General features: G+C 75.1%; 19 protein-coding genes. 4 read left to right on the top strand and 15 right to left on the bottom strand.

Annotated features, from left to right (window positions below; translation table 11 throughout):
- Positions 1-146 precede the first annotated feature (146 nt).
- From QUV83_RS00595 to QUV83_RS00580, 4 genes are read left to right on the top strand one after another with little or no spacing between them, the layout of a single operon-like run.
- A complete protein-coding gene (locus QUV83_RS00595; RefSeq protein WP_289561644.1) occupies positions 147-1688 on the top strand; it encodes a sugar transferase in 1542 nt (513 codons plus the stop codon).
- Complete coding sequence (locus QUV83_RS00590) at positions 1678-2802, top strand: glycosyltransferase (protein ID WP_289561643.1); 1125 nt, start codon at positions 1678-1680, stop codon at positions 2800-2802. The genes QUV83_RS00595 and QUV83_RS00590 overlap by 11 nt, the downstream gene beginning before the upstream one ends.
- A 31-nt stretch (positions 2803-2833) precedes the next feature.
- Complete coding sequence (locus tag QUV83_RS00585) at positions 2834-4408, top strand: tyrosine-protein kinase domain-containing protein (protein WP_289561642.1); 1575 nt, start codon at positions 2834-2836, stop codon at positions 4406-4408.
- Entirely contained in the window at positions 4405-5589 is a 1185-nt protein-coding gene (locus QUV83_RS00580) for a glycosyltransferase (RefSeq protein WP_289561641.1), read from the top strand. Before QUV83_RS00585 ends, QUV83_RS00580 begins: the two co-directional genes overlap by 4 nt.
- Here the strand turns inward: QUV83_RS00580 and QUV83_RS00575 are convergent.
- The 15 genes from QUV83_RS00575 to QUV83_RS00505 form a co-directional block, all read right to left on the bottom strand.
- Positions 5546-6838 carry a glycosyltransferase gene (locus QUV83_RS00575; RefSeq protein WP_289561640.1) on the bottom strand — a complete coding sequence of 431 codons (1293 nt, stop codon included), beginning with the start codon at positions 6836-6838 and terminating at the stop codon, positions 5546-5548. The genes QUV83_RS00580 and QUV83_RS00575 overlap by 44 nt on opposite strands.
- The gene (locus QUV83_RS00570) at positions 6835-7857 is read right to left on the bottom strand and encodes a glycosyltransferase family 4 protein (RefSeq protein WP_289561639.1); all 1023 of its coding nucleotides are present in this window, start codon (positions 7855-7857) and stop codon (positions 6835-6837) included. Before QUV83_RS00570 ends, QUV83_RS00575 begins: the two co-directional genes overlap by 4 nt.
- Positions 7854-9269, bottom strand: coding sequence for an O-antigen ligase family protein (locus tag QUV83_RS00565; RefSeq protein WP_289561638.1), 1416 nt, complete (start codon positions 9267-9269; stop codon positions 7854-7856). The genes QUV83_RS00570 and QUV83_RS00565 overlap by 4 nt, the downstream gene beginning before the upstream one ends.
- On the bottom strand, positions 9266-11413 hold the full coding sequence (locus QUV83_RS00560; RefSeq protein ID WP_289561637.1) for a glycosyltransferase: 2148 nt from the start codon (positions 11411-11413) through the stop codon (positions 9266-9268). The genes QUV83_RS00565 and QUV83_RS00560 overlap by 4 nt, the downstream gene beginning before the upstream one ends.
- Before the next feature lie 95 nt (positions 11414-11508).
- On the bottom strand, positions 11509-12651 hold the full coding sequence (locus tag QUV83_RS00555) for a glycosyltransferase family 4 protein (RefSeq protein ID WP_289561636.1): 1143 nt from the start codon (positions 12649-12651) through the stop codon (positions 11509-11511).
- Positions 12648-13583, bottom strand: coding sequence for a glycosyltransferase (locus tag QUV83_RS00550; protein ID WP_289561635.1), 936 nt, complete (start codon positions 13581-13583; stop codon positions 12648-12650). The genes QUV83_RS00555 and QUV83_RS00550 overlap by 4 nt, the downstream gene beginning before the upstream one ends.
- A 25-nt stretch (positions 13584-13608) precedes the next feature.
- Entirely contained in the window at positions 13609-16833 is a 3225-nt protein-coding gene (locus QUV83_RS00545) for a discoidin domain-containing protein (protein WP_289561634.1), read from the bottom strand.
- Between the two features lies 1 nt (position 16834).
- Positions 16835-17656 carry an ABC transporter permease gene (locus QUV83_RS00540; RefSeq protein WP_289561633.1) on the bottom strand — a complete coding sequence of 274 codons (822 nt, stop codon included), beginning with the start codon at positions 17654-17656 and terminating at the stop codon, positions 16835-16837.
- A gap of 3 nt (positions 17657-17659) precedes the next feature.
- The gene (locus QUV83_RS00535) at positions 17660-18892 is read right to left on the bottom strand and encodes an ABC transporter ATP-binding protein (protein WP_289561632.1); all 1233 of its coding nucleotides are present in this window, start codon (positions 18890-18892) and stop codon (positions 17660-17662) included.
- On the bottom strand, positions 18889-19947 hold the full coding sequence (locus QUV83_RS00530; RefSeq protein WP_289561631.1) for a glycosyltransferase family 2 protein: 1059 nt from the start codon (positions 19945-19947) through the stop codon (positions 18889-18891). Before QUV83_RS00530 ends, QUV83_RS00535 begins: the two co-directional genes overlap by 4 nt.
- Positions 19944-20825, bottom strand: coding sequence for a hypothetical protein (locus tag QUV83_RS00525; RefSeq protein ID WP_289561630.1), 882 nt, complete (start codon positions 20823-20825; stop codon positions 19944-19946). The genes QUV83_RS00530 and QUV83_RS00525 overlap by 4 nt, the downstream gene beginning before the upstream one ends.
- Entirely contained in the window at positions 20822-21907 is a 1086-nt protein-coding gene (locus tag QUV83_RS00520; protein WP_289561629.1) for a glycosyltransferase family 4 protein, read from the bottom strand. The genes QUV83_RS00525 and QUV83_RS00520 overlap by 4 nt, the downstream gene beginning before the upstream one ends.
- Positions 21900-22988 carry a glycosyltransferase WbsX family protein gene (locus QUV83_RS00515; protein ID WP_289561628.1) on the bottom strand — a complete coding sequence of 363 codons (1089 nt, stop codon included), beginning with the start codon at positions 22986-22988 and terminating at the stop codon, positions 21900-21902. The genes QUV83_RS00520 and QUV83_RS00515 overlap by 8 nt, the downstream gene beginning before the upstream one ends.
- Positions 22985-24280, bottom strand: a complete 1296-nt coding sequence (locus QUV83_RS00510) for an NAD(P)H-dependent oxidoreductase (protein ID WP_289561627.1) — start codon at positions 24278-24280, stop codon at positions 22985-22987. The genes QUV83_RS00515 and QUV83_RS00510 overlap by 4 nt, the downstream gene beginning before the upstream one ends.
- On the bottom strand, positions 24277-24798 hold the full coding sequence (locus QUV83_RS00505) for a dTDP-4-dehydrorhamnose 3,5-epimerase family protein (protein ID WP_289561626.1): 522 nt from the start codon (positions 24796-24798) through the stop codon (positions 24277-24279). The genes QUV83_RS00510 and QUV83_RS00505 overlap by 4 nt, the downstream gene beginning before the upstream one ends.
- Between the last annotated feature and the right edge of the window lie 12 nt (positions 24799-24810).

Below are 24810 nucleotides of genomic sequence, written 5' to 3'. Positions count from 1 at the left end.
CCCGGGCCGGGCGTGGCAGGGGAGCCGCTCAGCGCGACGCGCCGCACGACGCGCCGAGCAAATAGGGTGAATTCGGGCAACTGGGTGTTACACGATCGAACCGGGCCATATACCCTCAAGGCACATCATCTGCCGGGGGGCGACGCATGAGCCTGATCGACGACCGGGACGTGCCATCAGCGAGCGCAGTCGAGGCTGCGACGCAGGAGCGTCGTCGGCCAGCGGCCGGCCCACGCGTGTCGTGGGCGTCGAGCCAGCCGTTCATCCGCCGCGTCAGGCGCAGCGCCACCGCCGGCTCCGGATTGAGCTGGCGCGAGCAGCAGACGGCGTACCAGTGGTCGACCATGGCGCGGGACCTGCTGCTGTGCCTGTCCATCCCGACAGCCCTGCTGTTCGCGATGCACGGGGTGACGTTGCTGCAGTTCGGCTGGGGGGCGTCGATCGGCCTGCTCTTCGTGATCATGGTCGGCGTCGAGCGCGGGTACGAGCGCGCGAACCTGGGCGACGGGCCCCTGGAGTTCCAAGCGGTGTTGCGCGCCGGGGTCCTCACCGCCGCGACGCTCGCCCTGTTCGCCGTCGGCTTCGACGCCGAGGTGCCGCGCACCGTCGTCTTCGGCGCGCTGCCGCTGATGATGGGGGCCCTGGCCGGGGCCCGGCACCTCAACCGGCGCGGGCTGCACCGGCGGCGCAGCGGTGGGGAGGCGATGCGCCGCACCCTCGTGGTGGGCGACGTCGCCGCGATCGACAGGCTCGTCGCGGACCTCCGCGCCGCGCCGCAGCACGGGTACCAGATCGCCGGGCTGTGCGTGCCGGCGCTCGCCGTCCCCGGCCCCGAGGTCGGCGTCCCGGTGCTCGGGTCGCTCTCGGACATCCCGCAGGTGGTGGTCGACGGAGACTTCGACGTGGTCATCGTCGCCGGCTCGGACCTGACCGGGCAGGCGCTGCGCCGGCTCTCCTGGGCGCTTGAGCGCACCGGCGCCAGCCTCGTGGTGGCGCCCGGGCTGGTCGAGGTCTTCGGCCCCCGGGTGATGCTCGAGCCGACCGCCGGCCTGTCCCTCATCCACGTGCGCCGGGCCGAGTCGCGCGGGCCCCGGGTCACGCTCAAGCGCATGTTCGACCTGGGCTGCGCCCTCGGCGCGTTGGTGGTGCTGACGCCCGTGCTGCTAGTCGTGGCGGTGGTCGTCCGGGTGACCAGCCCCGGGCCGGCGCTCTTCCACCAGACCCGGGTGGGGAAGGGCGGCCGCACGTTCAAGATGCTGAAGTTCCGCAGCATGGTCGTGGACGCCGAGGCCCAGCAGGCGGCCCTGCGGCTCGACAACCAGGCCGACGGGCCGCTGTTCAAGCTCGACGTCGACCCCCGGGTCACTCGGGTGGGACGGTTCCTGCGCAAACACTCGATCGACGAGCTGCCGCAGCTCCTCAACGTGCTGCGCGGGGAGATGGCACTGGTGGGGCCCCGCCCGCCGCTGCCCCACGAGGTCGCCCAGTACGGCGACTCCGTCGGACGGCGGCTGCTGGTCAAACCCGGCCTGACGGGCCTGTGGCAGATCAGCGGGCGCACCGACCTCCCGTGGAAGGAGGCGGTGAAGCTGGACCTGCGGTACGTCGAGAACTGGTCCATCGCCCTCGACCTCATGATCATGTGGAAGACCGTCAACGTGGTGGTGAGCGGGCGCGGTGGGCGCTGACCGGGTGGCGCTCGCCCATGACTACGCCACGCAGCGCGGCGGCGCCGAGCGGGTCGCCCTGGCGATGGTGGAGGGCTTCCCCGGGGCGCCGATGCACACCTCGCTGTACGACCCGGAGGGGACGTTCCCCGAGTTCGGCGCGGTGGACCTGCGGACCACGCGCCTCGACAGGTTCGGCGTCGTGCGGCGCCACCACCGGCTGGGGCTGCCGTTCCTCGCCTCGGCGGTGTCCGCCACGCCGCCGATCGAGTCGGAGGTGCTGCTGGCGAGCTCCACGGGCTGGGCGCACGGCTTCCGGTCGACCGGGCGCAAGGTCGTCTACTGCCACGCGCCCGCGCGCTGGCTCTACCAGTCCGAGCGGTACCTCGGGGCGGCGCACAACCGCAGGGGTCTGCGACGGTGGGTCGCGGCCCGCTCGCTGGACGCGCTCGCGCCCTCGCTGCGCGCCTGGGACCGGCGCGCCGCGCTCAGCGCCGACAGGTACCTGGCGAACTCGTCCGTCACGGCCCGATCAGTGCGGGAGGTCTACGGCATCGACGCCGAGGTGCTGCCGCCGCCGCCCGCGCTGCTGCCCGACGGCCCGTCGACGCCGCCACCGGGCGTCGAGGGCGGGTTCCTGCTGTGCGTGGCCCGGCTGCTCCCCTACAAGAACGTGGACGTGGTGCTGCGGGCGGCGCAGCGGCTCGGCGCCCGGCTCGTGGTGGTGGGCGAGGGCCCGGACCGCGGCCGGCTCGAGCGGCTCGCCCAGCCGATCCACGGCGCCAGGCTGCTCGGGCGGGTCAGCGACGCCGAGCTGAGATGGCTGTACGGGAACTGCTCGGCCCTCGTGGCGGCCTCCTTCGAGGACTACGGCCTGTCCCCGCTCGAGGCCGCCGCCTTCGGGCGGCCCGCGGTGGTGCTGCGTGACGGCGGCTACCTCGACACCGTCAGGGAGCACGTCACCGGCGAGTTCTTCGACATCCCCGAGCCTGAGCCCGTGGCGCGCGCGGTCGATTGCGCGCTCCGCCGCCCGTGGTCCGCGAGCGCCCTGCGGGACCACGCGGACGCGTTCGCGGCGCCTCGCTTCGTCGCCCGGCTGCGGGCAGTGGTCGAGGAGGAGCTGTGCCAGCTGTGAGTGCGACCCCGCCACCCCAGGAAGGTGCCCCATGACACTTCAGGAGCTGTTCCGCACGATCTGGTTCAGCCGCTGGCTCGTCCTCATCGCCGTCGCCGCGGCGCTCGTCGGCGCCTGGTGGCACCTGGAACGCCAGGTCCCCGTGCACGTCGCCACCGCCACCGTGCAGCTCGTCGACGCGGAGACCCTCACCGCCGCCGGTGTGCGGCTCGACACCGACCCGAGCCTGGTCACCAGCCCGGCGGTCACCTCGGCGGCCGCCGAGGAGCTAGGGCAGGGGACACGCGCCGACGACCTCGCCCGGCACGTCACGGGCGGATACGTCCCCGACGTCGCCGACCGGGTGGCTGTCGACGCGTCGAGCAGCTCGCCGACACAGGCCGTCGAGATCGCGAACGCCGTCGCGGGCGCCTACGTCGCGGCGCTGCAGGCCCAGTACGACAGCGGCGTCGTCTCAATGCAGGAGCGCCTCGCCGTGCTGGGGGAGTCGATCGCCCAGCGGCAGGCGGCCGTGAACGCCACCCGCGCCGCGGAGGCCGCGGACGGGCTGATCGAGGCGCAGTACGCGGCCAGCATGGACCAGTACCAGACGCTCTCGGCGCAGGTCTCGCAGGCCCAGCTCATCGCCGCCCCGGCGTCCATCCGGCAGAACGCCGTCACCGCCACGCTCACCAGCTTGCCGGCGTCCCTGGTCTACCTGATCGCGCTGCTCGGCGGCCTGCTGCTGGGGATCGGGCTCGCCGTCGCCCGGCGCACCCTCGACACCAAGCTGCGCACGGCCGGCGGCGCCCGGCGTGCCTCCGGCTCGCCGGTGCTGGCGCGGCTCACGGGCGCGTCGGCCGCGCATCGGGCCCATGCGCACAGTGGCGACCTGCCCGTGGCGATCCGCACCGCGACGTCGTACACCCAGTCCGTCCGCGAGCTGCGCACCGCGGTGCAGGCGGCCGTGGAGGGGCGCCCGGGCATCGTCATCGTGGTGACGGCCGCCGACTTGGAGGCGCCGCGGAGCTTCATCACGGCGAACCTGGCGGCGTCATGGGCGCTGAGCGGGCGCAGCGTGGTGGCGCTGTCGGGGGACCTGCGCCAACCCCGGCTGAACGCGCTGCTGCCCGCCGCGGAGGGCGACCCGGGCTGGCGCGACGGGGTGGACGTGGACGTGGACCTGGGCGACCACGCGCCGCAGCCCACCCGCATCCCGCACCTGCGGGTGCTGCCCGCGTTGCGCACCGAGCTCGACCCGGCCGACTACCTCGCCAGCGACACCGTGCGGGACCTGGTCGAGCAGCTGCGGGCGACGGTCGACGTGGTCGTCATCGACGCGCCGCCCATGCTCGTCGCCGCCGACGCCACGATCATCGGGGCGTATGCCGACGGGGTGGTGCTCGCCGCGACCATCGGGCACACCGAGATCACCGCGATCGAGGAGTCCGCGGACCGCCTGCGGGCGGCGAACGCGCGACTGCTGGGCGTCGTCCTGGAGGGCCCCGCCTCGTCGCGTCGCTCCGAGTACGCCGCCACCTACGGGTTCACGGGGGACACGGTGGTCGCCCAGCCCGTGCCGGAGCGCAGCCGCGAGCGGGACGCGGTGCTGCTGGACACCCCATGAGCCGACCCGCCCGCGTGGTGGTGCTGGACCACACCGGCCAGCTCGGGGGCGCGGAGCTGGCGCTCATGCGGCTGTGCGCGGCAGTGGACCCCGCGCGCGTGCGCGTGATCGTGGTGCTGTTCGCGGACGGGCCGCTCGTCGCCCGGCTGGAGCGCCTGGGCGTCCAGGTGCGCGTCCTGCCGCTGGCCCCGGGGGTGGGGGGCGCCGACCGCCACGCGGTGGGGAGGTCGGCGTGGCGGGCCGGGGCGTCGGCCGCGCGGACGGCGCCGTTCGTGCTGCGCCTCGCGTGGCTGCTGCGCTCCCTGCGCCCGGACGTGGTCCACGCGACCTCGCTCAAGGCAGACCTCCTGGCCTGGCCGGCGGCCCGGCTCACCCGTCTCCCGCTGGTGTGGCACGTGCACGACAGGATCAGCGACGACTACCTGCCCGCGCGTGTGGCCCGGATGTTCCGCTGGGCCGCGCGGCACGGGCCCGACCATGTGCTGGTGAACTCGCGGGCCACCGCGAGCACCCTGCTGCCGCTGCCGCGCGGCTGGACGCTGGCGCATCCGGGGCTCGCCCCCGAGCAGGTCGTCGCCGACCCCGACGAGCGCCTCGAGCCCTCCCCGGCGGTGGTGGGGCTGGTGGGCCGGATCAGCCCCACCAAAGGCCAGCTCGAGTTCGTCCAGGCGTGTGCGGAGATCGCCGAGGGCCATCCGAAGGCGCGGTTCCGGGTGGTGGGCGCCGCCCTGTTCGCCGAGCGGGGCTATGAGGCCCGGGTGCGCGAGCTGGCCGATCGGCTCGCGCTGGGCGACCGGCTCGAGTTCACCGGGTGGGTCGAGGACCCGGCGCCCGAGCTCGACGGCCTGAGCGTCCTGGTGCACGCCTCACCCGTCCCCGAGCCCTTCGGCCAGGTGATCGTCGAGGCGATGGCCCGCGGCGTCCCGGTGGTCGCGACACGGGGCGGCGGGGTGGAGGAGATCGCGTACACGCCCGACGGGTCGTCGTGGTGCGAGCTGGTGGAGCCGCACGACGTGGCGGGCATGGCCCGCGCGGTGGACGAGGTGCTGCGGGACCCGGCCGTCGCGCGGCTGCGGGCCCGGGCGGCCTGGGATGACGTCCGCTCGCGCTTCGGCGTCGACCGGACCGCCGACGAGGTCACGCGCGTGTGGGAGCTCCTCGCGTCGCGGCCACGCGGCTGAGCACGAGCGCCATCTCCCGCACCCGCTGGTCCCACGTCGGCACCGGCACGAGCCCGCCCGCCGCCGCCAGCCCGTCGTCGGGCGCCGAGCGGAGCGCCTCGACCACCGCCGCCGTGAAGGCCGGGCGCTCGGCCACCCGCACGCGCGTGGACGGAGTCAGGTCGCGGAACCCGGCCACCGGGGTGCTCACCACCGGTCGCCCCACCGCCAGGTACTCGTAGAGCTTGAGCGGGTCGAGTGAGTCGGTGAAGTCGTCCACCAGGTGCGGCACCACCAGCACGTCGGCGTGCTGCAGGTAGCCGGGCACCTGGGCGGACGGCCGCGGGCCCAGCAGGCGCGCCCCGGCCCGCTCGAGGCGCACCACGTCGGCGGCCTCCAGCAGCACCGGGCCCACCAAAACCAGCGTCCCGCTGCCCCCGGCGGTGAGCCGCTCGGCGAGCTCGACGCACAACTCGACGTCCATCCGATCCGGGTGCGCCGTGCCCACGTACACCGCGCACGGCCCCTCGGGCAGCGCTGGGGGGCGGTCCGCACGGGCGCGGTACCGCGCGACGTCGACCCCGTTCGGGACGAGGGTCACCGGCCGCAGGGCGCCCTTGGCGGCGGCCAGCGCGGGTGAGCACACCGTCACCTCCGCGCACCGTGTCAGCAGCACCTGCTCCTGGGCCCGCAGCGTCGCCGTCTGGCGCGGGCTCCGGGACGCGAGCAGCCAGTCGTCGGTGACGTCGTACAGCGCCGGCCAGCCGGTCGCCTCCAACAGTGTGGCCGCGGCGGGATCGTTGACCCACAGCAGCGGCGAGGACATCCCCAGTCGCCGCGCGACCCCCTGGACGCCGCGGGCCCGCCGCAGGTCGCCCAGGGGGTCGACCCGGCGGGGGAGCCACTTGGTGGGACGCAGCGCCCACAGCCGGCCCGGGGCGCCGCCCTCGTCGGGCCCGATCGCGCGCAGCCGCCGGCCCGGGCTGACCCGAGCCCCCCGGCGCAGGTCGTGCAGCGGGTCGGCGGGCGGCTCGAGCAGCAGCACACGCAGCGCGGGGTCGGCACGCAGGAGGCCCGCGAGCAGGTGCTGGTTGCGGCGCCACACCTCGTCCCACGGCTCCAAGGACGCGACGACGAGGTCGTGGCCGCCGTGCACGGCCGGGTGCGGGGCGTCGTCGCCACGCTCCGGCGCCTCATCGATCAAGGGGGCGTCGATCAGCGGCGCGTCGATCAGCGGCGCGTCGCCCGCGGTGGCGGCCTCCCCGGTCATCGCAGCACCGCCGCGCGATAGACGGCCTCCAGGCGCGCGGCGTGGGCCGCCACGGTGAACTGGCGGCGCTGCAGCCGTCGCAGGTCCTCGCCGTAGGCGGCGCGGCGGCCCGGATCCCCCGCCAGCGCGGCGAGGGCCGCTCCCGCGCCGTCGGGCTCGGCCGCGTCGACGAGGGTGGCGAGCGGGCTCGCGCCGACCGTCTCGTCGTGCCCGCCGCCCGCTGCCGCCACGACGGGCAGGCCGTGCGCCATCGCCTCCACGACCGACAGCCCATACGGCTCGTCGGGCCGGGGCGCCAGGAACACCCCCGCCCGGGCCATGAGGTCGGCGATGTCGGCCCGCGCGCCCAGGAAGTCGCACGACCCAGCCACCCCCAACTCGACGGCCAGCCGTCGCAGCTCGCCCAGCAGCGCTCCCTCGCCGGCGACCTGCAACCGCCAGCCATGTGCCGCGAGCCCGGAGGCGGCCCACATCCGCAGGGCGAGGTCGGTGCGCTTCTCGGCCTCCAGGCGCTGGGCCACGAGCACCACGGGCTCCCGCGACCCGCCGGCGCCAGCCGGCTGCGGGCGCACACCCGGGTGGATCACCGTGGACGGGCCCTCGATGCGCTGGGCCACGAACGAGCTGATCGCGACCTGGTCGGCGACTCGGCGGGCCACCACGCGCCCGGCCAGCCGCGCGGGCGGCGTCGAGCCCCGGCGCCCCGCGAAGTGCCGGGTGACGACGATCGGGGCACGGGCGCCCACGACGGCGGCGGACTCCGCGGCCGTCATATGCGCGTGCACGAGCCGCAGGCCGCGCAGGGCCATCAGCCCACGCACGGCATGCCACGGGGTCGCCGCCGGCGACCAGCCCACACCGCCGCCAGCCAACTCGGCGCGCATCCGCTCCGGGGCCCCGCCCAGCACCTGCACCCGCATGCCGCGCGCGTCCTGCTCCCGGGCCAGCGTCGCGACGTAGCGCTCCACTCCCGCGAACGCTTCGGTGCAGACCACGTGCGCGACGTCGACGGGGCTCACCAGGCGGCCTCTCGCGGACGCGGCGGGTCGAGGGCGCGATCCTCCGGATGATCCTCCGCGCGGCGCTCGGCGTGCGCCTGGGCGCCCAGGCACACGCCCGCCACAACGAACGGGATGGAGACCTGCGCGGCGACCCAGAACAGGTCGAACTGCCCCTGCGTGAACCGCATCAGCACCATCGCGAACGCGAGCGTGCCGAACCTCGGGTCGACCCGCCACAGCGCCACCAGGCACACCACCACCAGCAGCACCCACCCCACCAGCCCCACCGCGCCCGCCGAGGACACCACCTCGAACTCGGCGTTCGGCGGCTGGAAGCGCTCGGGGAAGCGGTCCGTGTACCACCAGCGCAGCCCGGCGCCGAAGACGGGGTGCTGCTGCCAGATCGCCACCGACTGCTCGAACCAGGCGAGACGCTGGTTCGCGGAGTTGTGCAGGTCCCCGGACTCGATCTGGTCCCGCACCAGGGAGACCACGCTGACGGTGACGGCCACGCCGGCGACCAGCACGAGCTTCGAGCGCCTGCGGGTCGGATCCGGGCGCAGCGCCACGACGGCGACCGCCAGGGCCAGCCCGATCATCGCCTGCCGGGACTGCGAGGCGAGGATCGCCACCAGGAAGAGCGCCAGCAGCGCCAGGCACCAGCCGTCACGCCACCGCAGCCAGCGCGGCCGCGCGTAGACGATCAGCGCCGCGAACGCGAGCACGCAGCCCAGGTAGTTCTTGTGCATCATCAGCGGCTCGCCGAGGAAGACCGGGCCGTAGTTGCCGTCCGCCGCCGCCACGAGCCACGCGGAGCAGGTCACGACCGCCACACAGGCGGCTGCGCCGACGTAGAGGCCGAGGGCCAGCGGCCCGTGCCCCGACGCGCCGGCGGCCCACCCGACGAGGAGCGCGCCGGCGATCAGCAGCCACGAGTGGAACCACTCGGTGGTGTTGGCGGCGTAGGGGTTCGCGATCACCGTGAACAGCACGAGCGCCTGGTACACCGCCGACGCCCACAGCATCGACCGCAAGGGGGCGCTCAGCGGCCGGGCGCCGAGGAGCAGCGCGGGCCACAGCGCGGCGAACAGGACGAGGTCGGAGATGGACAGCCCGCCGGCCGCGTCGCCCACCCGGTTGATGAGGATGAGGGCGGGCATCGCGAGCACCGGCACGGCCGCCGGCTGGCGCAGCGTGAGCCCCACGGCGAGCACCGCCGACCCGACCAGCACCAGGAGCAGCGGGCGCTCGGCGACGAGGGCGCCGAGCATGATCCCGAGGGCGGTCAGGCCCAGGGCCGCGCCGCGGCGGAGCCGCTGACGGCGGAGCGCGTCGCGTGCGGCGGACACCCTGTCGGCGCGCTGGACGTCGTCGAGGGTGGCGCCGTCGAGTGCGGCGTCGGCGGGATCGGCCAGCCCGGGCGCTGTCATGACGGGAGGTCCGCGCGGTCGAGGTGGCGGCCATGGCGCCTGCGGCCCGGCGGCCCCGGGGGCGTGGCGTCGAACAAGGCAGCCTCCACGTGCAGTGGGCCGCGCAGGTACAGCACGCCGCGCCGCCGCGCGTCACGCCCGCGCGGGCCCCGCAGCAGGGCCGCCCGCGCGGCGACGCCGAGCAGCATGGCGGCCCGGGCGGAGGCCCAGCCACGCCGCCCGTGGTGTTTGCGCAGGTAGCGCTCCTGGGAGGCGTGGAAGTGGGTCTCGCGGCGCACCGGATCGGTGCTCGTGGCGCCGCCGACATGTGTGGCGACGACCGACGGGACGAGCGCCGCGCGCCACCCCGCCTGGCGGGCGCGGTACTGCCAGTCGGTCTCCTCGCTGTAGAGGAAGAAGTCGTCGTCGAAGGTCCCGACCTCGTCGAGGGCCTCGCCGTTGAGCAGCAGCACCGAGCCGATCATGAAGTCCTCCCGCTGGCTCAGGCGACCCAGGCCCAGCGCCTGCAGCCAGGCGCGGACCGGTGAGGGGAACGGCCAGGCGACCTGGGCCGGCTCCCCGTCCCCGTCATGCTGTGTGGGCGCCACCGCCGCGAGGCCCGGCTCGGCGTGCAGCGCACGCTGCAGCTCGCGGATCCCCTCGGGCTCGACGGCCGCGTCCGGGTTGAGCAGGAGCAGGTCCGACCGGGAGCCAGCGTCGGCGCGGCGCCCCAGCGCGAGGTTCACCGCGCCCGCGAAGCCGAGGTTGGCCCCGGGGTCGAGGTACTCCGCGCCGGCGGCCGTGGCGACGGCCCGCACGCGCCGGTCGCTGGAGTTGTCCACCACCAGCACGGGCGGACGGGCGCCGTCCTGCGGGTCGCCCAGTGTGGCGAGGCACCGCTCGAGCAGCGCGGGCGCGCCGTAGGCGATGACGACGACCTCGGGTGAGGGACGGTCCCCGGTGCGGGTGGCGGCCCGCTCGGCGCGCCGGCCGTGCGTGCGGGCGACTTTGCCGTCCCCGTCCCCGTCCCCGTCTCCGGCGCCGGCCACGCCGTCGCGGGCAGGCGCCGCCTCGGCGTACAGCTCGACGTACTGCGCGCCGATCCGCTCCCACGAGTACTCCCGGGCGCGGTCGAGCCCACGTTCGCGCAGCTTGGGAGCCAGGCCGGGCTCGTCGACCACGCGCGCGATCGCCTGGGCCAGCGCGGCGGGGTCTGCGGGCGGGACCAGGAGCCCCGCGTCGCCGACCACGTCGGGCAGCGCCCCGGTGTGCGAGGCGACGACGACGCAGCCGCTGGCCATCGCCTCCACCGCCACCCGGCAGAACTGCTCGAGCCAGCCGGCGGTGGGCAGCGAGGGCGCCGCGAGCACGTCGACCTCCCGGTACAGCTCGGCGAGGGCGCCCGGTGTGAGGTGGCCCAGGAACCGCACGCGTCCGGCGAGGTCCGGCTGCGCCGCACGGGTGCGCAGCGCCGGCTGGGAGGGCCCGGCGCCGGCGATCTCGACGCGCATGCGGGGGTCGAGCGCGGCGGCCTCGAGCAGCACGTCGACGCCCTTGTGCGGCGCCAGCCTGCCGATGTAGCCGACCCGCAGCACCGCCGCGGGCTGGGTCGTGTGGTCGCGACGGCGTGTGTCGGGCGGGCTGAAGCGCGTGAGGTCCACGCCGAGGCCGATCACCCGCGCCGGGCCGGCCAGGCCGCGCGACCGGGCGATCCGCGCGGCCTGGGTGTTGCACGCCGACAGGGCCGCGGCGCGGCGCAGCGCGCGGCGCTCCAGCCAGGCGAACGGCGGCGGGAACCGCTTGACGATGTTCTGGGCGGAGTACAGCACGACGGGCGTGCGCCGGCGGCGCAGCGCGAGCAGGGCCAGCACCTCCGCTGTGGCCAGCGAGTACGGCTCCTCGTGGATGTCGACCACATCCCACTGGGCGCCCAGCGCGCGCCACAGCGCCACCGGGTCGTAGACGAACAGGTTGGGGTGCCGGCCGAAGGTGCGCACCCCGCGCACGTCCTCACCGGGGCGGGGCTCCAGGGCGACGACACGGCCTCCCTCATCCCAGCGGCGCGCCGAGAGCAGGTGGACCCGGAGCCCGTGGGAGCGGATCGCGCGCTCGCGGTGGCGCCACTCGTCGACGACAGCGCTGTGGGAGATCCGCAGGATCCTCATCGGGACATAATGCCCCAGATCGGGCATTGCGCGACGGCTCGGCGCCAGCCGGCCCCGCAGGCGCTGGCGGAGCGTGGGCGGCGCGGCGGGGGCCATCACGCGATCCCGGCGAGCACGGCGTCGAGGTGTCGGCGCGACCAGGCCCAGTCGTGCTCCTGCGCCCACGCCCGGGCCTCGGCGCCGAGCCGCTGCCGCCAGGCCTCGTCGGCGGCCAGCGCGTCGATCACCGCCGCGAGCTCGACGGGGTCGCCGGGGCGGACCAGCACACCGGCCTGCCCCATCACCTCGGGGATCCCGCCGATGCGGCTGGCGACCACCGGCACACCGCTGGCCATGCCCTCGAGCACCGTCAGGGCGAACGGCTCGGCCCAGCGGGAGGGGACCACCAGCACATCCGAGTCGCGGCACAGCTCGGCGACCTCGGCGCGGGGCGCGAACGGCCGCAGCCGCACCCGGTCGCCGAGCTGTGCCGCACGGGCGCGCAGGTCCCGCTCATAGGCCGACGGGGCTGCTCCAGCGTCGAAGTTCTGGCTGCCCACCAAGGTGACTGCCACGTCCTGGCGGCGCAGCAGCGCCACAGCGTCGAGCAGCACGTCGGCGCCCTTGTCGCGGATCATCCGGCCCACGAACGTCACCCGCAGCCGCTCGCCGCGCGTGGGGTCGGAGCGCGGGTGGAACTGCCGCGCGTCCACCCCGTTGGGCACCACCCGCACGCGGTCGGCGAGCGTGGCCGGCAGATGCTCGCAGGTCTGCTCGGCGAGCGACCGGCTCACGCAGACGATGGCGTGGACGCCGCCGAGCACCCGGCCCACCTCGCGACGGGTGTAGGTGCGCAGCAGCAGGTTGTGGGCGTACAGCACGGCGCGGTGCGGCGCGCGGACCAGCGGCACGAGCTGGGGGGCGTTGTGCGCCAACACCACGGACGCCGGCCACATCGCCTGCTCGGCGAGGGTGGGGCGCAGGGTGCGGCGCAGCCCGGGGCGGGCGCCGGCGGTCCGGGCGAGGGCCAGGTCGGCGTACCGGTCCCATGGCCGGGCGCCCACCGGCGCGTAGTCGAGCACGTCGGCGCTGGTGTACCGCTCGGGGTACGTCCCGCGCGCCACCACCGCACGGGGCCGTGGGGCGCCCGGGGGAGCGGCGCGGCACAGGCCGTCCACCACCGTGGGGATGGCCGAGCCGGTGCGCGGCGAGAAGTGGTCGCCCGGCGTGAGCACGTGCACGTCCACGCGCGCGCTCATCGGGCGGCGCCGTGGGCCTGGGCGGCGTCGCGCGGGGCGGCCGCCGTGCGGGGACGGACGCCCAAGGCGGTGCGCACATCCGAGGCGGGGCCGCGCCACCGGGGCAGGGTCCACGCGATGGGCACCGTGGCCAGGCAGCGGGCCCGCTCCGCGGCGGTCAGGGGCGAGGACGTGACGGCCGCGCACAGCTCCCAGCTCACCTTCGTGTGCGGGAACGCGAAGCGCACCGCCGCGTCGGGCGCATGCCAGGCGACCTGCCCCTCGCGCCGCGCCGAGAACTGCTCGCTGTGCCGCCGCTGCCAGAAGAGCTGCTCGGGGACCAGCGCGAAGGGCCCCCGGCAGGCCAGCTCGGTGAGGATCACCATGTCGTTGCCGACGGTGCGCCGGATGCCCCGCGTGCTGCGCAGCGCGTCTGTGCGGTGCAGCCCGTAGAAGATGTGCGCCGCCTGCGCGCGCAGGAAGTGCGCCATGCGCTGATGCGGGCGCGGCTCGTCGCAGCCCAGGCCGGCGTCGTTGAGGTCCTCGGTGATCTGCCCCTGCGCGTCGATGATCTGGGTGCGGGGGTAGACCAGCACCGTCGCCGGGTCGGACTCCGCGAAGGCCTCGAGGCAGCGCCGCACGAAGGCGGGCCGTCGGATGTCGTCGGCGGCGGCCCAGGTGAAATATGGCGCCCGGGCCAGGCTGAGGACGTGGTTGAAGTTCCACGCCCCACCCCGGTTGGCGTCGTGGCGGTGGTAGCGGATGCGCTGGTCGGCGCGCGCGGCGTCCCGGCAGATCTCCTCGGTGCCGTCAGTGGAGCCGTTGTCCGAGATCACGATCTCGAGGTCCGCCACATCCTGCTCGCGCACCGAGGCGAGCGCCTGGGCCAGGTACCGCTCGCCGTTGAAGACCGGCACGCCCACTGTCGCCCGGATGCCGCTCGTCGCTGCCATGTCATGGTCCCGTCGCCGAAGTCGTTCAGGAGGGCGGCCCGTAGGCCGCGAGCGAGACGACTGACGCGGGCCAGCTCGTCTCGGGGACCACCGGGGACCAGGCGGGGTGCAGCCCGCCCGTCTGCCCGGAGTAGTTGAGCCGCGGCACGCGCACGCCGCGCTCGGTGGTGGTGGGCACCTGGACGCGCACGGCCTGGGCCTCGACGGGCTCGAACCGCACGAGCGAGGTGCGCTCGAAGAACAGGCCGGTGCTCGACGCGACCTCGGTCCACTCGCCATCGGCTCCCTGCACGCTCACGGTGTACTCGCGCAGCGCCGACGTGCAGCACCGCAGCCCGGCGCTCTCCACCGCGACCCGGTCGATGGTGGCGGGCTCCGGGAGGTCGACCTGCAGCCACGGGCTCAGGTCGAGCGAGCCGTCGCCGGTGCGTGCGCCCGCGCGCCAGGGTGTGGCGCCGGCGCCGTCGGGGGCGATCACGGCGGCCGGGTCGGTGTCCTCGCCGGTGGAGCTGGCGCTGACTTGGCCGTCGGCGAGCAGGTTGGGGCCGGCGGGCTCGTCTGTGGTGATGGCGACCTCGGCGCCGCTGGGCGCGGAGATGAACACAGGCGAGCCGCTCACGGGCAGGGTGATCGGCTCGTCGGCCGTCGCGTCGACCTCGCGGGTGGCGCCGTACACGTCGGTGAGGGTGAGCGTCACGTCCTGGTCGGCGGTGGCCTGCGCCTCCATGACCAGGTCGTCCGTCCACACGGCCGTCAGCCGATCGTCGCCGCCCGGGCGCTCGCCCACCTGCATCACGTGGGTGTGGGGCACGGCCGCGTCGACGACCGTGGGTGGAGGCCGGTCCTCCAGGAGCCCGGCGACGGTGGCCATCGCCAGGGCGCCTGGCTTCACAAAGCTGTCCACCTGCAGCAGCGACCAGGAGAACCCGCCCTCACCCCAGCCGCCCTCGCTGAAGAAGTACGTCCACTCCTCGACTCCCAGAGCGCGCGACCACAGCAGCGTGCGGGCGACGTCATGTCCCTGCGCCCAGTGGTTGCCCGGCCCGTCGGACCACCAGCCCGACTCGGTGTTCCACACCGGCGGCGACCCGCAGCCCTCGAGTGCCGCGTTCAGCTCCTCGATCTGGCCGAGCGGGCCGTCCGCGCCCTCCTCGTCCCAGGAGCGGTTGAAGCCCGTGTACGGGTGGATGCCGACGATGTCGAGCGACGCGCAGCCGCCCGCGTCGATGACCTGCTGGTACCACGGGACCACCAGGTTGAGGGCGTTCCCGCCGATGACCTGGGCGCCGGGGGCGGCGGCCTTGACCGCCTGCGCGAACGGGGCCAGCACATCGCGGGCGTACTCGCCGCCGTCCCCGAACCCGGTGTTGTTGGGCTCGTTCCACGGCGCCCACAGGCTCACGTCGGGCGCCCCGGCGGCGAACGCCTCGGCGATGGCGCCCGCCCATGCGCCCCACGTCCCGTCCTGCACCGCTTGGTGCTCGGCCTCGCCGCCCTGGCCGACTTGGACGTACAGCCGCACCCCGCTCCGCGCGGCCACAGCGGACGCCTCCGCGATCTCGGCGAACGGGTCGTCGGGCTCGGCCCCGGGCAGCGCGTCCAGGTCGAGCGCCGACACCGCCGGCGTGGCCCCGAGGTCGGGGACCAGGTCGCCGAACGCGAGCTGGACGCGGTACGACCCGATGCCGAGCTGGTCGGCGAGCTGCACGCCGCGCAGCGGCTGCGCGCCGCCCCAGTCCGCGCCGTCGGCCAGCCCCGCGGGGTCGAAGTCCGCGCCGAGCGCGCCCACGGCGTAGCGCAGGCAGGTCGCGGTGCGCACCTCGCCGGTGACCCGGTCCACGAGCTCGGCGTGCACGTCATAGGGTCCGGGCCGCGCCGGCGGCAGGTCGAGGGCGGCGCGGCCGCCGTCCTCGGGCAGGTCGAGCGTGCCGGTGACGGCCTCCACGGGAGGCTCGGCCCACGGGTCGCCGGTGACGCGGTAGCGCAGCTCGTAGTCGGCGGACACCGCGCCCCACCAGCTGTCGAACTCGACGTGGACCGCCGGCTCCTCGCCGGGGCCGAAGTAGCCGTAGGGGGTGTCCGTGACGAGCCCTGCCCCGAAGCCGAGGCGGTCCAGGCTCGAGGCGTGGTTGATGTCGTAGGTCACCGGGGAGTCGAGCAGCGCGTCCATGGCCGGCACGTCGACCCGGGACAGGCTCGCGCCGCCGTCCTCGTCGGAGGACACGAAGTAGAAGTCGTCACCGGAGCGGATCAGCGGGCTCTGCTCCGCGAAGTCGAACACCGCGGCCTGGCCCTGGCCGGACAGCCCCACCCGCCGCCACACGCCATCGTCGCCCACCTCGACGACGCGGTACCGGGGCCCGGCCACGAGCAGCCCGCCGTGCGGCCCCACGGCCACGCCGGTGGGCCGTTCCAGCTCGGCGGGGCCGCCGTTCGCGGCGCCCTCCACGGGGCCGCCGAACTCCCTGAGCAGTTCCCCGGCCGCCGACCAGCGGCTGAGCCGCACCCCGTCGTCATCATCGTCCGCGCGCGCCACCAGTGTGCCGTCGACCTGCGGGAAGAACGCCTCGCCGCCGATCTCGGGGCCGTCCGGCTCCACCAGGGCGCCGTCGGCGGAGATCAGGGCCAACTGCGGGGAGTCGGCGAAGGCCACCGCCGCCGCGGCGCCGTCGACACCCGCCGACCAGCCGATGACCGCCGTGACGGCGCCGCGCCCCAGGTGGTCCAGGCCGAGGGTCCACACCGTCGAGCCGTCGCCGCCGAGTCCCACCACCGCGCTCTGGTCGGAGCGGCTGGTCGGGAGGGCCACCACCCCGTCGCCCACCGGCGCGAACGAGGACGGCGTGCGGCCGCCCGGCGGGGTGGGCGACGTGAACCGCCCGACCTCGGAGCCGTCCGGGCCGAGGCGGAGGACGGTGAGCCCCTCGTCGTCGGCGGCGAGGGCCACGATGTCGTCGCCGTCGGCGGCCAGCGCGTGAGGCGGCGCCCCGTCGACGGTGAAGTCGGCCACCACGGTGTCCACCACGTCCGTCGGGGGGTCCCCGGCGAGCGCCGAGTACCGGCCCACGTCGGCCACGCCGCACAGGGGGGCCGCCTCCGCGCCGGGGGCCTTGACCGTGACGGGCGCGTCCGGCGGCGGGGAGCCGCGCATCTGCCAGGCGCCGACGCCGGCCAGCCCGACCAGCAGGGCCAAGGCGCCCGACGTCAGGACTCGGCGCCGCCGGGCCGGGGTCCGCTGAGGAGCCGCCATCTCAGATCACGTCCGCGAAGCCGCGTTCCATCTTCGAGAAGACGAGCATGCCGCCCACGAAGACGCCGACGCTCGTCACCACCGCCGCGACGAACTGCCAGGGGGCGGGCTGCTCCAGGCCGAGCAGCGACCAGCGGAACCCCTCGAGCAGCCACGTCAGGGGATTGAGGTCGAAGAGCCAGCGGAAGTCCTCGCCGACAGCGGACAGCGAGTACGCCAGCGGGCTCGCGTACAGCAGCGTCTGCAGGGCGAACGGGACGATGTACTGGATGTCGCGGTAGCTGACCATCAGCGCGGAGGCGGCCAGTCCGATGCCGGAGGCGAGCAGCGCCACCAGCACGATCCACAGCGGCAGCAGCAGCAGCGGCCACCCGGGCCAGATGCCCGTCACGGCGAGCATCCCGGCCATCAGCACCCCGGCGACGAGCACGTCCACGGCCACGGACAGCACCGAGGACAGCGGCACGAGCACCCGCGGGAAGAACACCTTCGACACCAGCGCCTGGTTGCTCACCAGCGACGGCGCCGCGCGGGTGACGATCCCGCTGAACAGCGTCCAGCACAGCATGCCCGCGAAGCTGAACACGAAGTACGGCACCCCGTCGCTCGGCAGCTCGGCGATGCGGCCGAAGACGATGGAGAAGATGCCGGCGCTCAGCAGCGGCTGCAGCACCACCCACCCCACCCCGAGGACCGTCTGCCGGTAGCGGAGCTTGAGGTCGCGCACCCCGAACCGCCAGAACACCTCGCGGGCCTCCCACAGCTCGCGGCGGCTGGGCAGCGGCAGGCGTCCGGGCGGGTTGATGACGATCATGCGGGGCATGCCTCAACGCCTCTCGTAGCCGAAGTCGGCGAGCACGAGGCCGTTCGCGAGGCCCTCGTCGGACACCGCGTGCTCATACGGCAGCACCGGGTGGATCTCGAACCGGCCGGCGCCCTCGAACGCGTCGAGCACCCCGGACGCGCACACGTACAGGTCCACCGAGTACTCGCCGGGCTTGAGCCAGGGCGAGCGGATGGTGAGCACGATCTTCTGGTCGAGCGCGGCGTCGAGCCACATCCCGCTCACGCGCGAGTCGCACTGCAGGATCGTGGTCCCGTTGCGGTCGTTGACGTGGCACGAGACGAAGTACTTGCCGATGAACGACGGGTTGGCGCCGACCACCAGCTCGATGGCCTTGTCCTCGGTGGTGCGGTACAGCGGGCTCGACACGGTGGCCGAGGTGATCCGCAGCTCGCCGGTGCCCGCCCGGCGCTCGATGTCCGTGGGCGCCAGCACCGCCCGGTCCCTGCTGGTGCGGTACAGCTCGATCGCCTCGTCCACGTCGCCCTGCATCACCAGCCGGCCGTTCTCCAGGTACAGCGCCGTGGAGCACAGCGCGGTGACGGTCTGCACCTGGTGGCTGACGTACAGCACGGTGCGCCCGTCCTGCGCGGATCGGCGCATCCGGTCGATGCACTTGGCCTGGAACTCCGCGTCGCCCACGGCCAGCACCTCGTCGATGGCGAGGATCTCGGTGTCGAGGTGCGCGGCGACGGCGAAGGCCAGGCGCACGTACATGCCCGACGAGTACCGCTTGACCGGGGTGTCGAGGAACTTCTCCACCCCGGAGAAGTCGACGATCTCGTCGAAGCGGCGCTGGATCTCCCCGCGCCGCATGCCCAGCAGCGTGCCGTTGAGGTAGACGTTCTCCCGGCCGGTGAGCTCGGGGTGGAACCCGGTGCCCACCTCCAGCAGGCTGCCGACGCGCCCCCGCAGGCGGATCTGGCCCTCCGAGGGCGCCGCGACCCGGGTGAGCAGCTTCAGCAGCGTGCTCTTGCCCGCGCCGTTGCGGCCCAGGATGCCCACGGCGGAGCCCTGCTCGATGTCGAAGTCGAGGCCGTCCAACGCGGTGAAGCGCTCCTGCGCGGCGCGGTGGAACGGGCGCCTGAGCCGGCGCAGCATCGCCTCGCCCGCGGTGGCGGGGCGATCGTCCAGCGCGATCCGGTAGTGCTTGGACAGGCCGCGGACCTGGATGGCCGGGGTCCTGCTCGTCGTCGTCCTCGTCGGTGTGGTCATGGTGTCCTCGTCCCGTCGTCGGGGGCAGGGGGTGCGGGGGGTGGAGTCGCGGCGCGGCGCGCCCAGCGGAGCACAGGGCCGGGCGCGGGGCCGTAGCGCCGCAGGGCGTCGGCGGCCAGGCCCGCGGCGGTGAACAGCGCCTCCCACACCCCGCCGCGCACCTCGCCCGAGCGGATGCGGCGCGCCGTGGGCCGGGCGAGCTGGTCGCGGATGAAGCGCAGCCGCGGCGCCGGGCGCCGGGTGACCCGCAGGCGCGTGAACCGCATGGCGTTGCGCGCGTAGTAGTAGGACGAGAGCAGCCGGCCGGGCCCGGTGAACGACGCGGAGACGGCGTGCAGCAGCACCGCGTCCCGCGCCACCGCCAGGCGGATCCCGTGCGCGCGGGCCCGGGCGCTCCAGTCAGCGTCCTCGAAGAGCAGGAAGTACTGGGGGTCGAAGAGCCCCACGGCCCGCCAGGTCTCCGCGGGCGCGAGCACGCAGCACCCGGCGAGGGTCTGGGACTCGCGCAGCACGCGGGTCGGGTCGGCGGCGTCGTCCCGGGCCAGCTCGGCGGGCGTGAGGTGGCGGGGCCAACCGCGATCGGCCTCGACCACCCCGCCGCCGAACCACACGGCCTCCGGCTCGTCCAGGTAGCGGACCTCAGGGCTCACAGCAGTGCCCGGCGCCGCATGGCGGACGAGCGCCGCGAACATCCCCGGGGTGACCTGGGTGTCGTTGTTGAGCACGCACACCAGCCCCGCGCCCCGCGCCAGGCAGGCCCGGATCCCGTGGTTCATGCCGCCGGTGAAGCCGAGGTTCGCCCCGGTCTGCTCGAACCGCACTCGGGCGTCGAACGCCCGCAGCGCCTGCTCGAGGCCGTCGCCGGAGCCGTTGTCGACGACGAGCACCTGGTGGGGCGCCAGGCCATCCGCCAGCACGGACGCGACGCAGCGCAGCGTGTCCTCGCGGCCATGCCAGCTCAGCACCACCACGTGCAGGGTGTCGATCACCGCCCCGGCGGCGGGAGAGGAGGCCGGCGCCGCGGACGCGTCGGGGCCCGGCAGCAGCCCGGTCACCGGTCCGCCTCCAGGAGCAGGGCGCCCATGCCCGGCGGCGCGGCGGCCAGCCGCGGCCACAGCGCCGGCTCGAACGGGTGCAGGCGCCGCTGGCCCCGCCACAACCAGGCCGCGGGCCACCAGTGGGTCCAGTAGTAGGCGGTGGAGCGCCAGCCCGCGTGGTGCCCCCACGAGGCGATCTTGCGCCGCACCGACAGCGGGGCGCGGGCCCAGGAGTTGTGCACGATGGCCTCGTCCGCGTCGAGCAGCTCGACGCGGACCTCGCCCGGCTCCGGAGCCCGGGTCACCTGCACGGACGTCACGTCGCCGCGCACCACCGGGCGGAGGAACTCGCCCCCCGTCCGGCGGCAGTGCGCCAACCGGGCGCCGGGCCGCACCGCCACCGGCGCCGGGTACTCGTGGAAGACGGCGCCGTCCGCGCCGACCACCTGCAGGTACCCGCCGTCGCGGAGCCTGCGGTACAGCACCCGCATCGGCCACTCGACGGCGTCGATGCCCCGCTCGCCCGCGACCTGCAGCACGCGCTCCAGGGCCTCGACGCTGGGCAGCAGCTCGTCGGTGTCGAGCTGCAGCACCCAGTCCACGTCCGTGCCGACAGCGGCGAGGGCGTCGTTGCGTTGCGCGGTGTCGGCCGCGAGCGGGTCCTCGGGCCGCACCCACGACCCGGTGACGACGCGCACGATGCCCCGGGTGTCGATCTCCCGGATCAGGTCGAGCGCGGTCTGCGCGGACACCGGCGCGCCCGTCCAGCCGCGGCCGTCCACCGGGACGGACACCACCAGCACGTCGAGCCGCGCGTAGTAGCGCAGCACGCTCGACCGCACCCAGGTCGGGTCGGCGGCCAGCACGTAGGCGCCCAGGCGCAGGCGACCGCTCATGCCGTCCGGCTCCGTGGCAGCGCGCGCGCCGCCCTCGTTCCGGGGGCCGGGCGCCGCTCGGCGAACAGCGCCTCGTATTGGTCGGCCACCGCGGCGAGGGTGAACTGAGCGGAGCGCGCCAACCCGGCCGCGGTGAGCGCCTTCCGGGCGGGGGCGTCGTCGAGCAGGTCCGCGAGCCGCGGCCCGATCCGGTCCAGGGCGACCAGCGCCCCGGCGCGCCCGCGGTCGGTGACATACCTCGCGCCGGGGTTGGGGGTCGCCACCACGGGCAGCCCCGAGGCCATCGCCTCCGCGTACGGGATGCCGAAGCCCTCATACGACGACGGCAGGCAGAACAGCCAGGCCGACCGGTAGGCCGCCGCCAGCTCCTCGTCGGTCAGCGCGCCCAGCACGCGGATGCCGGGGCCCGGCTGCTCGGGGGCGTCCCGGGCGACCATCCACAGCTCGGCGTCCGGGCGCCGGGGCAGCACATGCTGGGTGAAGGCGGCGGCGAGCTCCGCGCCGCGCTTGCGGCCGTGCCAGGCGCCCACGAACAGGATCACCGGGTGGTCGGCGCGCTCCAGCGGCTCCGGGTGGAACCGCGCGTCCACCCCGTTGGGGATGGTGGCGTGCGAGCGCGGCACCCACCGGCGGGTGTGCGGGGACACCACGACGGTGCGGTCGGCCACGACCGCGGCCAGCACCTCGCTGAGCCCGAGCAGCACCATCCGCAGGCGCTCCTTGGCCCCGCGGATCCGCCGCGCCTCCTCGAAGCAGGACCCGTGCACAGTCCGCACATGCAGCGCGGCGCGCCGGCGCCACAGCCAGTAGTCGTCGCCGTGCGCGTGCAGCACGTCGTAGGAGGACAGGTCCAGGCGCCGGACCGCCTGCGCGAACCGGAAGGTGCGCAGCGGGCCGTGCAGCCGCACCCGGCGGTGCGCGTACGGCGCGCCCTCGACCGGCGGGCACTCACTGATCATGTCGACCTGATGCCCGCGGCGGCTCAGCTCGCAGGCCAGCGCATGCGCCTGGTGGCCGACGCCGATCTTGCTGCCCGAGGGCAGGTAGTAGCTGACCATCGCGATGCGCAGCGGCTCACCCACCGGCCACCCCGCTCCCGGTCAACCCGTCCCGCAGGGCCTCGAGCCAGCCGCGCCCATGCCGCAGGTCCGGCTCCAGGTGGTTGCCCTCGGCCCACTCGTTCCACGACTTCACCCACAGGAACCGCTCCTGCTCGGGGCGGTCGGCGAGCGTGGAGACGGCCTGGCGCACATGCCTGCCGAACACCTCGGGGGACGAGCCCGTGATCGCGAGCCCGCGGCGGCCCGAGCGCGGGGTGTTGTCCCAGTTGGGGAAGACGCTCGGCTGGAGCCGGGCCGACGTCGGCGGCAGCGGTGCGGGCAGCGGGGCATGCGGGTAGATCTCCGGCCAGCGCAGCAGCTTGCGCGCGGCGCGCATCCGCAGCGTGGCCAGTCGCGTGACGTTGACCGGCATGCGGATGTACGCGCCCGCGTCGAAGCCCGCCGAGTCGACACCGGAGAACCGCGGCCCGCCGCCCAGCAGGTCGGCCACCTCGGCCACCAGGTAGAGGCCCGGCAGCCCCGCCGCCCGGGCCATGGACTGCCACCTGTCGACGAACGCCGCCGCGTCGGGCAGGTCCTCGGGGCGGAAGACGTAGAAGACCGGGCGGTCGTCGACGCGCAGGTAGCGCTCGTCGCGGAACGCCGGCAGCACCGCCTCGAAGTGCGCGCGCTCGTCCTCCGGCCCCGGGTAGAGCTGCTCCTTGAGCACGCGGTCGGCGGCGCCGTGCCAGATGCCGCTCCACGTCTGGTTCGCCCACGCGAGGCAGAACGAGATCCCCGGCTCGCCCGTCTTGAGCACCTCCGCGAACGGCCGCTCCAGCATGCGCGAGCCGTTGCCGAACCAGTAGTGCCAGTACACGAACGCCTCGACGCCGTGCTCGCGGGCCAGCGCGCTCTGCGCCGCGCGGGCCTCGGGCAGGCGCAGGTCGTAGAAGCCGAGGTCGGCGGGCAGGGTGGGCTGCCGGTGCCCGGGGAACAGCGGGCGGGCGCGCGCGGTGTTGGTCCACTCGGTGAAGCCGGGACCCCACCACTCGTCGTTCTCCGGGACGGGGTGGTACTGCGGCAGGTAGAAGGCGACAGCCCGGGCCAGCAGCGCGGTCATCGAGCCCCCTTCGACATCATGGCCTGCTCGGCGCGCAGCAGGTCGACGAGCCGCCCGGGCGGCAGGTCCACGTCGTCATAGGTGAGCGTCGCGTCCTGCTTCACGTCCTCGCGCAGCACGCAGCCCTCGGCGACGCCCACTGGCAGCAGGCGCTCGCGGCGGGTGATGGGCGCCGTCTCCGCCTGGCCGTAGTAGTCGTAGCCGCCCAGCCCGTCGAGCACGGCGCCCGCCGGCAGGTCGCGTTTGGCGGTGGCGACGACTTCCACCACCGGGGCCCCGAGAGGCCGGATAGCCGCGTCGCCCAGCAGCGCCGCCCGCGCGATGGTGGTCGGCACCTCGAAGTGGCACAGGTGGTACGGCGCGTAGAAGCTGTACAGCGGGCCGGTCCCGAGCTTGTAGAGCTCCAGGTAGTGCCGCTGGCGCGGGTCGTCATGGGTCGCCAGCACGTACACGCCGGGCCCGGGCTGCGCGCCCACGACGTAGTCGACGGCCCCGCCCATCGCGCGCAGCTCGTCCACGTCGTACCGCGAGGTCAGCTCGTCGACGTGCCCGGCGTGGTCCCGGCCGAGCATGCCGCGCCGGTGCACTGTCATCCCGGTGGCGTTGGCGACGATGGCCTGCTCGACGCTGATCTTGGTGCCGTCCGCGAAGCTCGTGACCATGTGGGCGTCCTGCCCCCAGCGCTCCGCGAACGGGCGCTGCGTGGTGGGCGTGCGGTACGGGTCCTGCAGGCCTTTGACGTTGCCCGCGACGAGCGGGGTCAACCCGATGCCCCGCACGAACCGGTGCAGGTTGAGCTGCACCCCCGGCTGGTCGCCGTCGCAGCCCGTGTAGACGATGCCCGCGGCCTCGGCGCGGCGCGCCAGCTCAGGGCCCACTGTGGCGTCCACCTCGGCGTTCATCAGCACCAGGTGCTTGCCCTGCGCGATGCACTCGACGGCCACCCGGGCGCCATGCTCCACGGCGCCGGTCACGTCCACCACCACGTCGACGCAGTGCGCGCGGGTCGCGGTGGTGGGGTCGGCCGTGACGGCAGCGACCCCGGCGGCGGCGGCCCGGTCCAGCGCGGCGGGGCTGTCGACCTCCCGCACCTCGTCCAGCCCGGCTTCGACGAAGGCGCGCACGCCCTGCTCGGGTTGGCGGGCGACGATCACCGACACCTGCATGCCGGGCACCGAGTTGACGATCTGGTTGACCAGGCCGCGGCCCATGAACCCCGCGCCCACGATCGCGACGCGCACCGGGCGGCCGTCCACCTGGCGTTGGCGCAGCAGCGTGTCGGTGACGATCATCGCGCCACCTGCTCGTCGGCCAGCGGCCACGCCGCGTCCTTGGCCGACACCACAGTCACCGGCAGCGGCCACACGATCGCGAACGCCTCGTCGTCATAGCGGAAGCCCTGCTCGGCGCCGGGCACATACGGCCCGCTGACCTGGTAGACCACCTCCGTGTCGTCGACGAGGGTCTGGTACCCGTGGGCGACGTAGGGCGGCACGAAGAGCGCGGTGCGGTTGGCCGCGCTGAGCTCGGCCATGACGTGCTGCCCGTGGGTGGGCGAGCCGGGGCGGACGTCCAGGGCCACGTCGACGATCGCCCCCGCCGTGCAGCGCACGAGCTTGCCCTCGGCGTGCGGGGGGATCTGCCGGTGCATGCCGCGCACCGTGCCCGCCCGGTGGTTGAAGGAGACGTTCGCCTGGGCGACGTGCGCGTCCAACCCGTTGCGGGCGAACTCGGCGGCGTCGAAGGCCCGGGCGAAGAACCCCCGGTCGTCGGCATGCGGCTCCAGGTCGACGAGCAGTACGCCGTCCACGGCCGTCCTCGT

This window comes from Cellulomonas cellasea, from assembly GCF_030372105.1.
Classification (GTDB): Bacteria; Actinomycetota; Actinomycetes; order Actinomycetales; family Cellulomonadaceae; genus Cellulomonas_A; species Cellulomonas_A cellasea_A.
The sequence above is the reverse complement of the archived record's forward strand: the minus strand, read 5'-3'. Positions and strand labels throughout refer to the sequence as shown.

Coding starts and splice junctions, on each gene's coding strand:
- QUV83_RS00595 (WP_289561644.1), top strand. CDS start 147: ATGAGCCTGATCGACGACCGGGACGTGCCATCAGCGAGCGCAGTCGAG.
- QUV83_RS00585 (WP_289561642.1), top strand. CDS start 2,834: ATGACACTTCAGGAGCTGTTCCGCACGATCTGGTTCAGCCGCTGGCTC.
- QUV83_RS00580 (WP_289561641.1), top strand. CDS start 4,405: ATGAGCCGACCCGCCCGCGTGGTGGTGCTGGACCACACCGGCCAGCTC.
- QUV83_RS00575 (WP_289561640.1), bottom strand. CDS start 6,838: ATGACCGGGGAGGCCGCCACCGCGGGCGACGCGCCGCTGATCGACGCG.
- QUV83_RS00565 (WP_289561638.1), bottom strand. CDS start 9,269: ATGACAGCGCCCGGGCTGGCCGATCCCGCCGACGCCGCACTCGACGGC.
- QUV83_RS00560 (WP_289561637.1), bottom strand. CDS start 11,413: ATGAGGATCCTGCGGATCTCCCACAGCGCTGTCGTCGACGAGTGGCGC.
- QUV83_RS00555 (WP_289561636.1), bottom strand. CDS start 12,651: ATGAGCGCGCGCGTGGACGTGCACGTGCTCACGCCGGGCGACCACTTC.
- QUV83_RS00550 (WP_289561635.1), bottom strand. CDS start 13,583: ATGGCAGCGACGAGCGGCATCCGGGCGACAGTGGGCGTGCCGGTCTTC.
- QUV83_RS00545 (WP_289561634.1), bottom strand. CDS start 16,833: ATGGCGGCTCCTCAGCGGACCCCGGCCCGGCGGCGCCGAGTCCTGACG.
- QUV83_RS00540 (WP_289561633.1), bottom strand. CDS start 17,656: ATGCCCCGCATGATCGTCATCAACCCGCCCGGACGCCTGCCGCTGCCC.
- QUV83_RS00535 (WP_289561632.1), bottom strand. CDS start 18,892: ATGACCACACCGACGAGGACGACGACGAGCAGGACCCCGGCCATCCAG.
- QUV83_RS00525 (WP_289561630.1), bottom strand. CDS start 20,825: ATGAGCGGTCGCCTGCGCCTGGGCGCCTACGTGCTGGCCGCCGACCCG.
- QUV83_RS00515 (WP_289561628.1), bottom strand. CDS start 22,988: ATGACCGCGCTGCTGGCCCGGGCTGTCGCCTTCTACCTGCCGCAGTAC.
- QUV83_RS00510 (WP_289561627.1), bottom strand. CDS start 24,280: ATGATCGTCACCGACACGCTGCTGCGCCAACGCCAGGTGGACGGCCGC.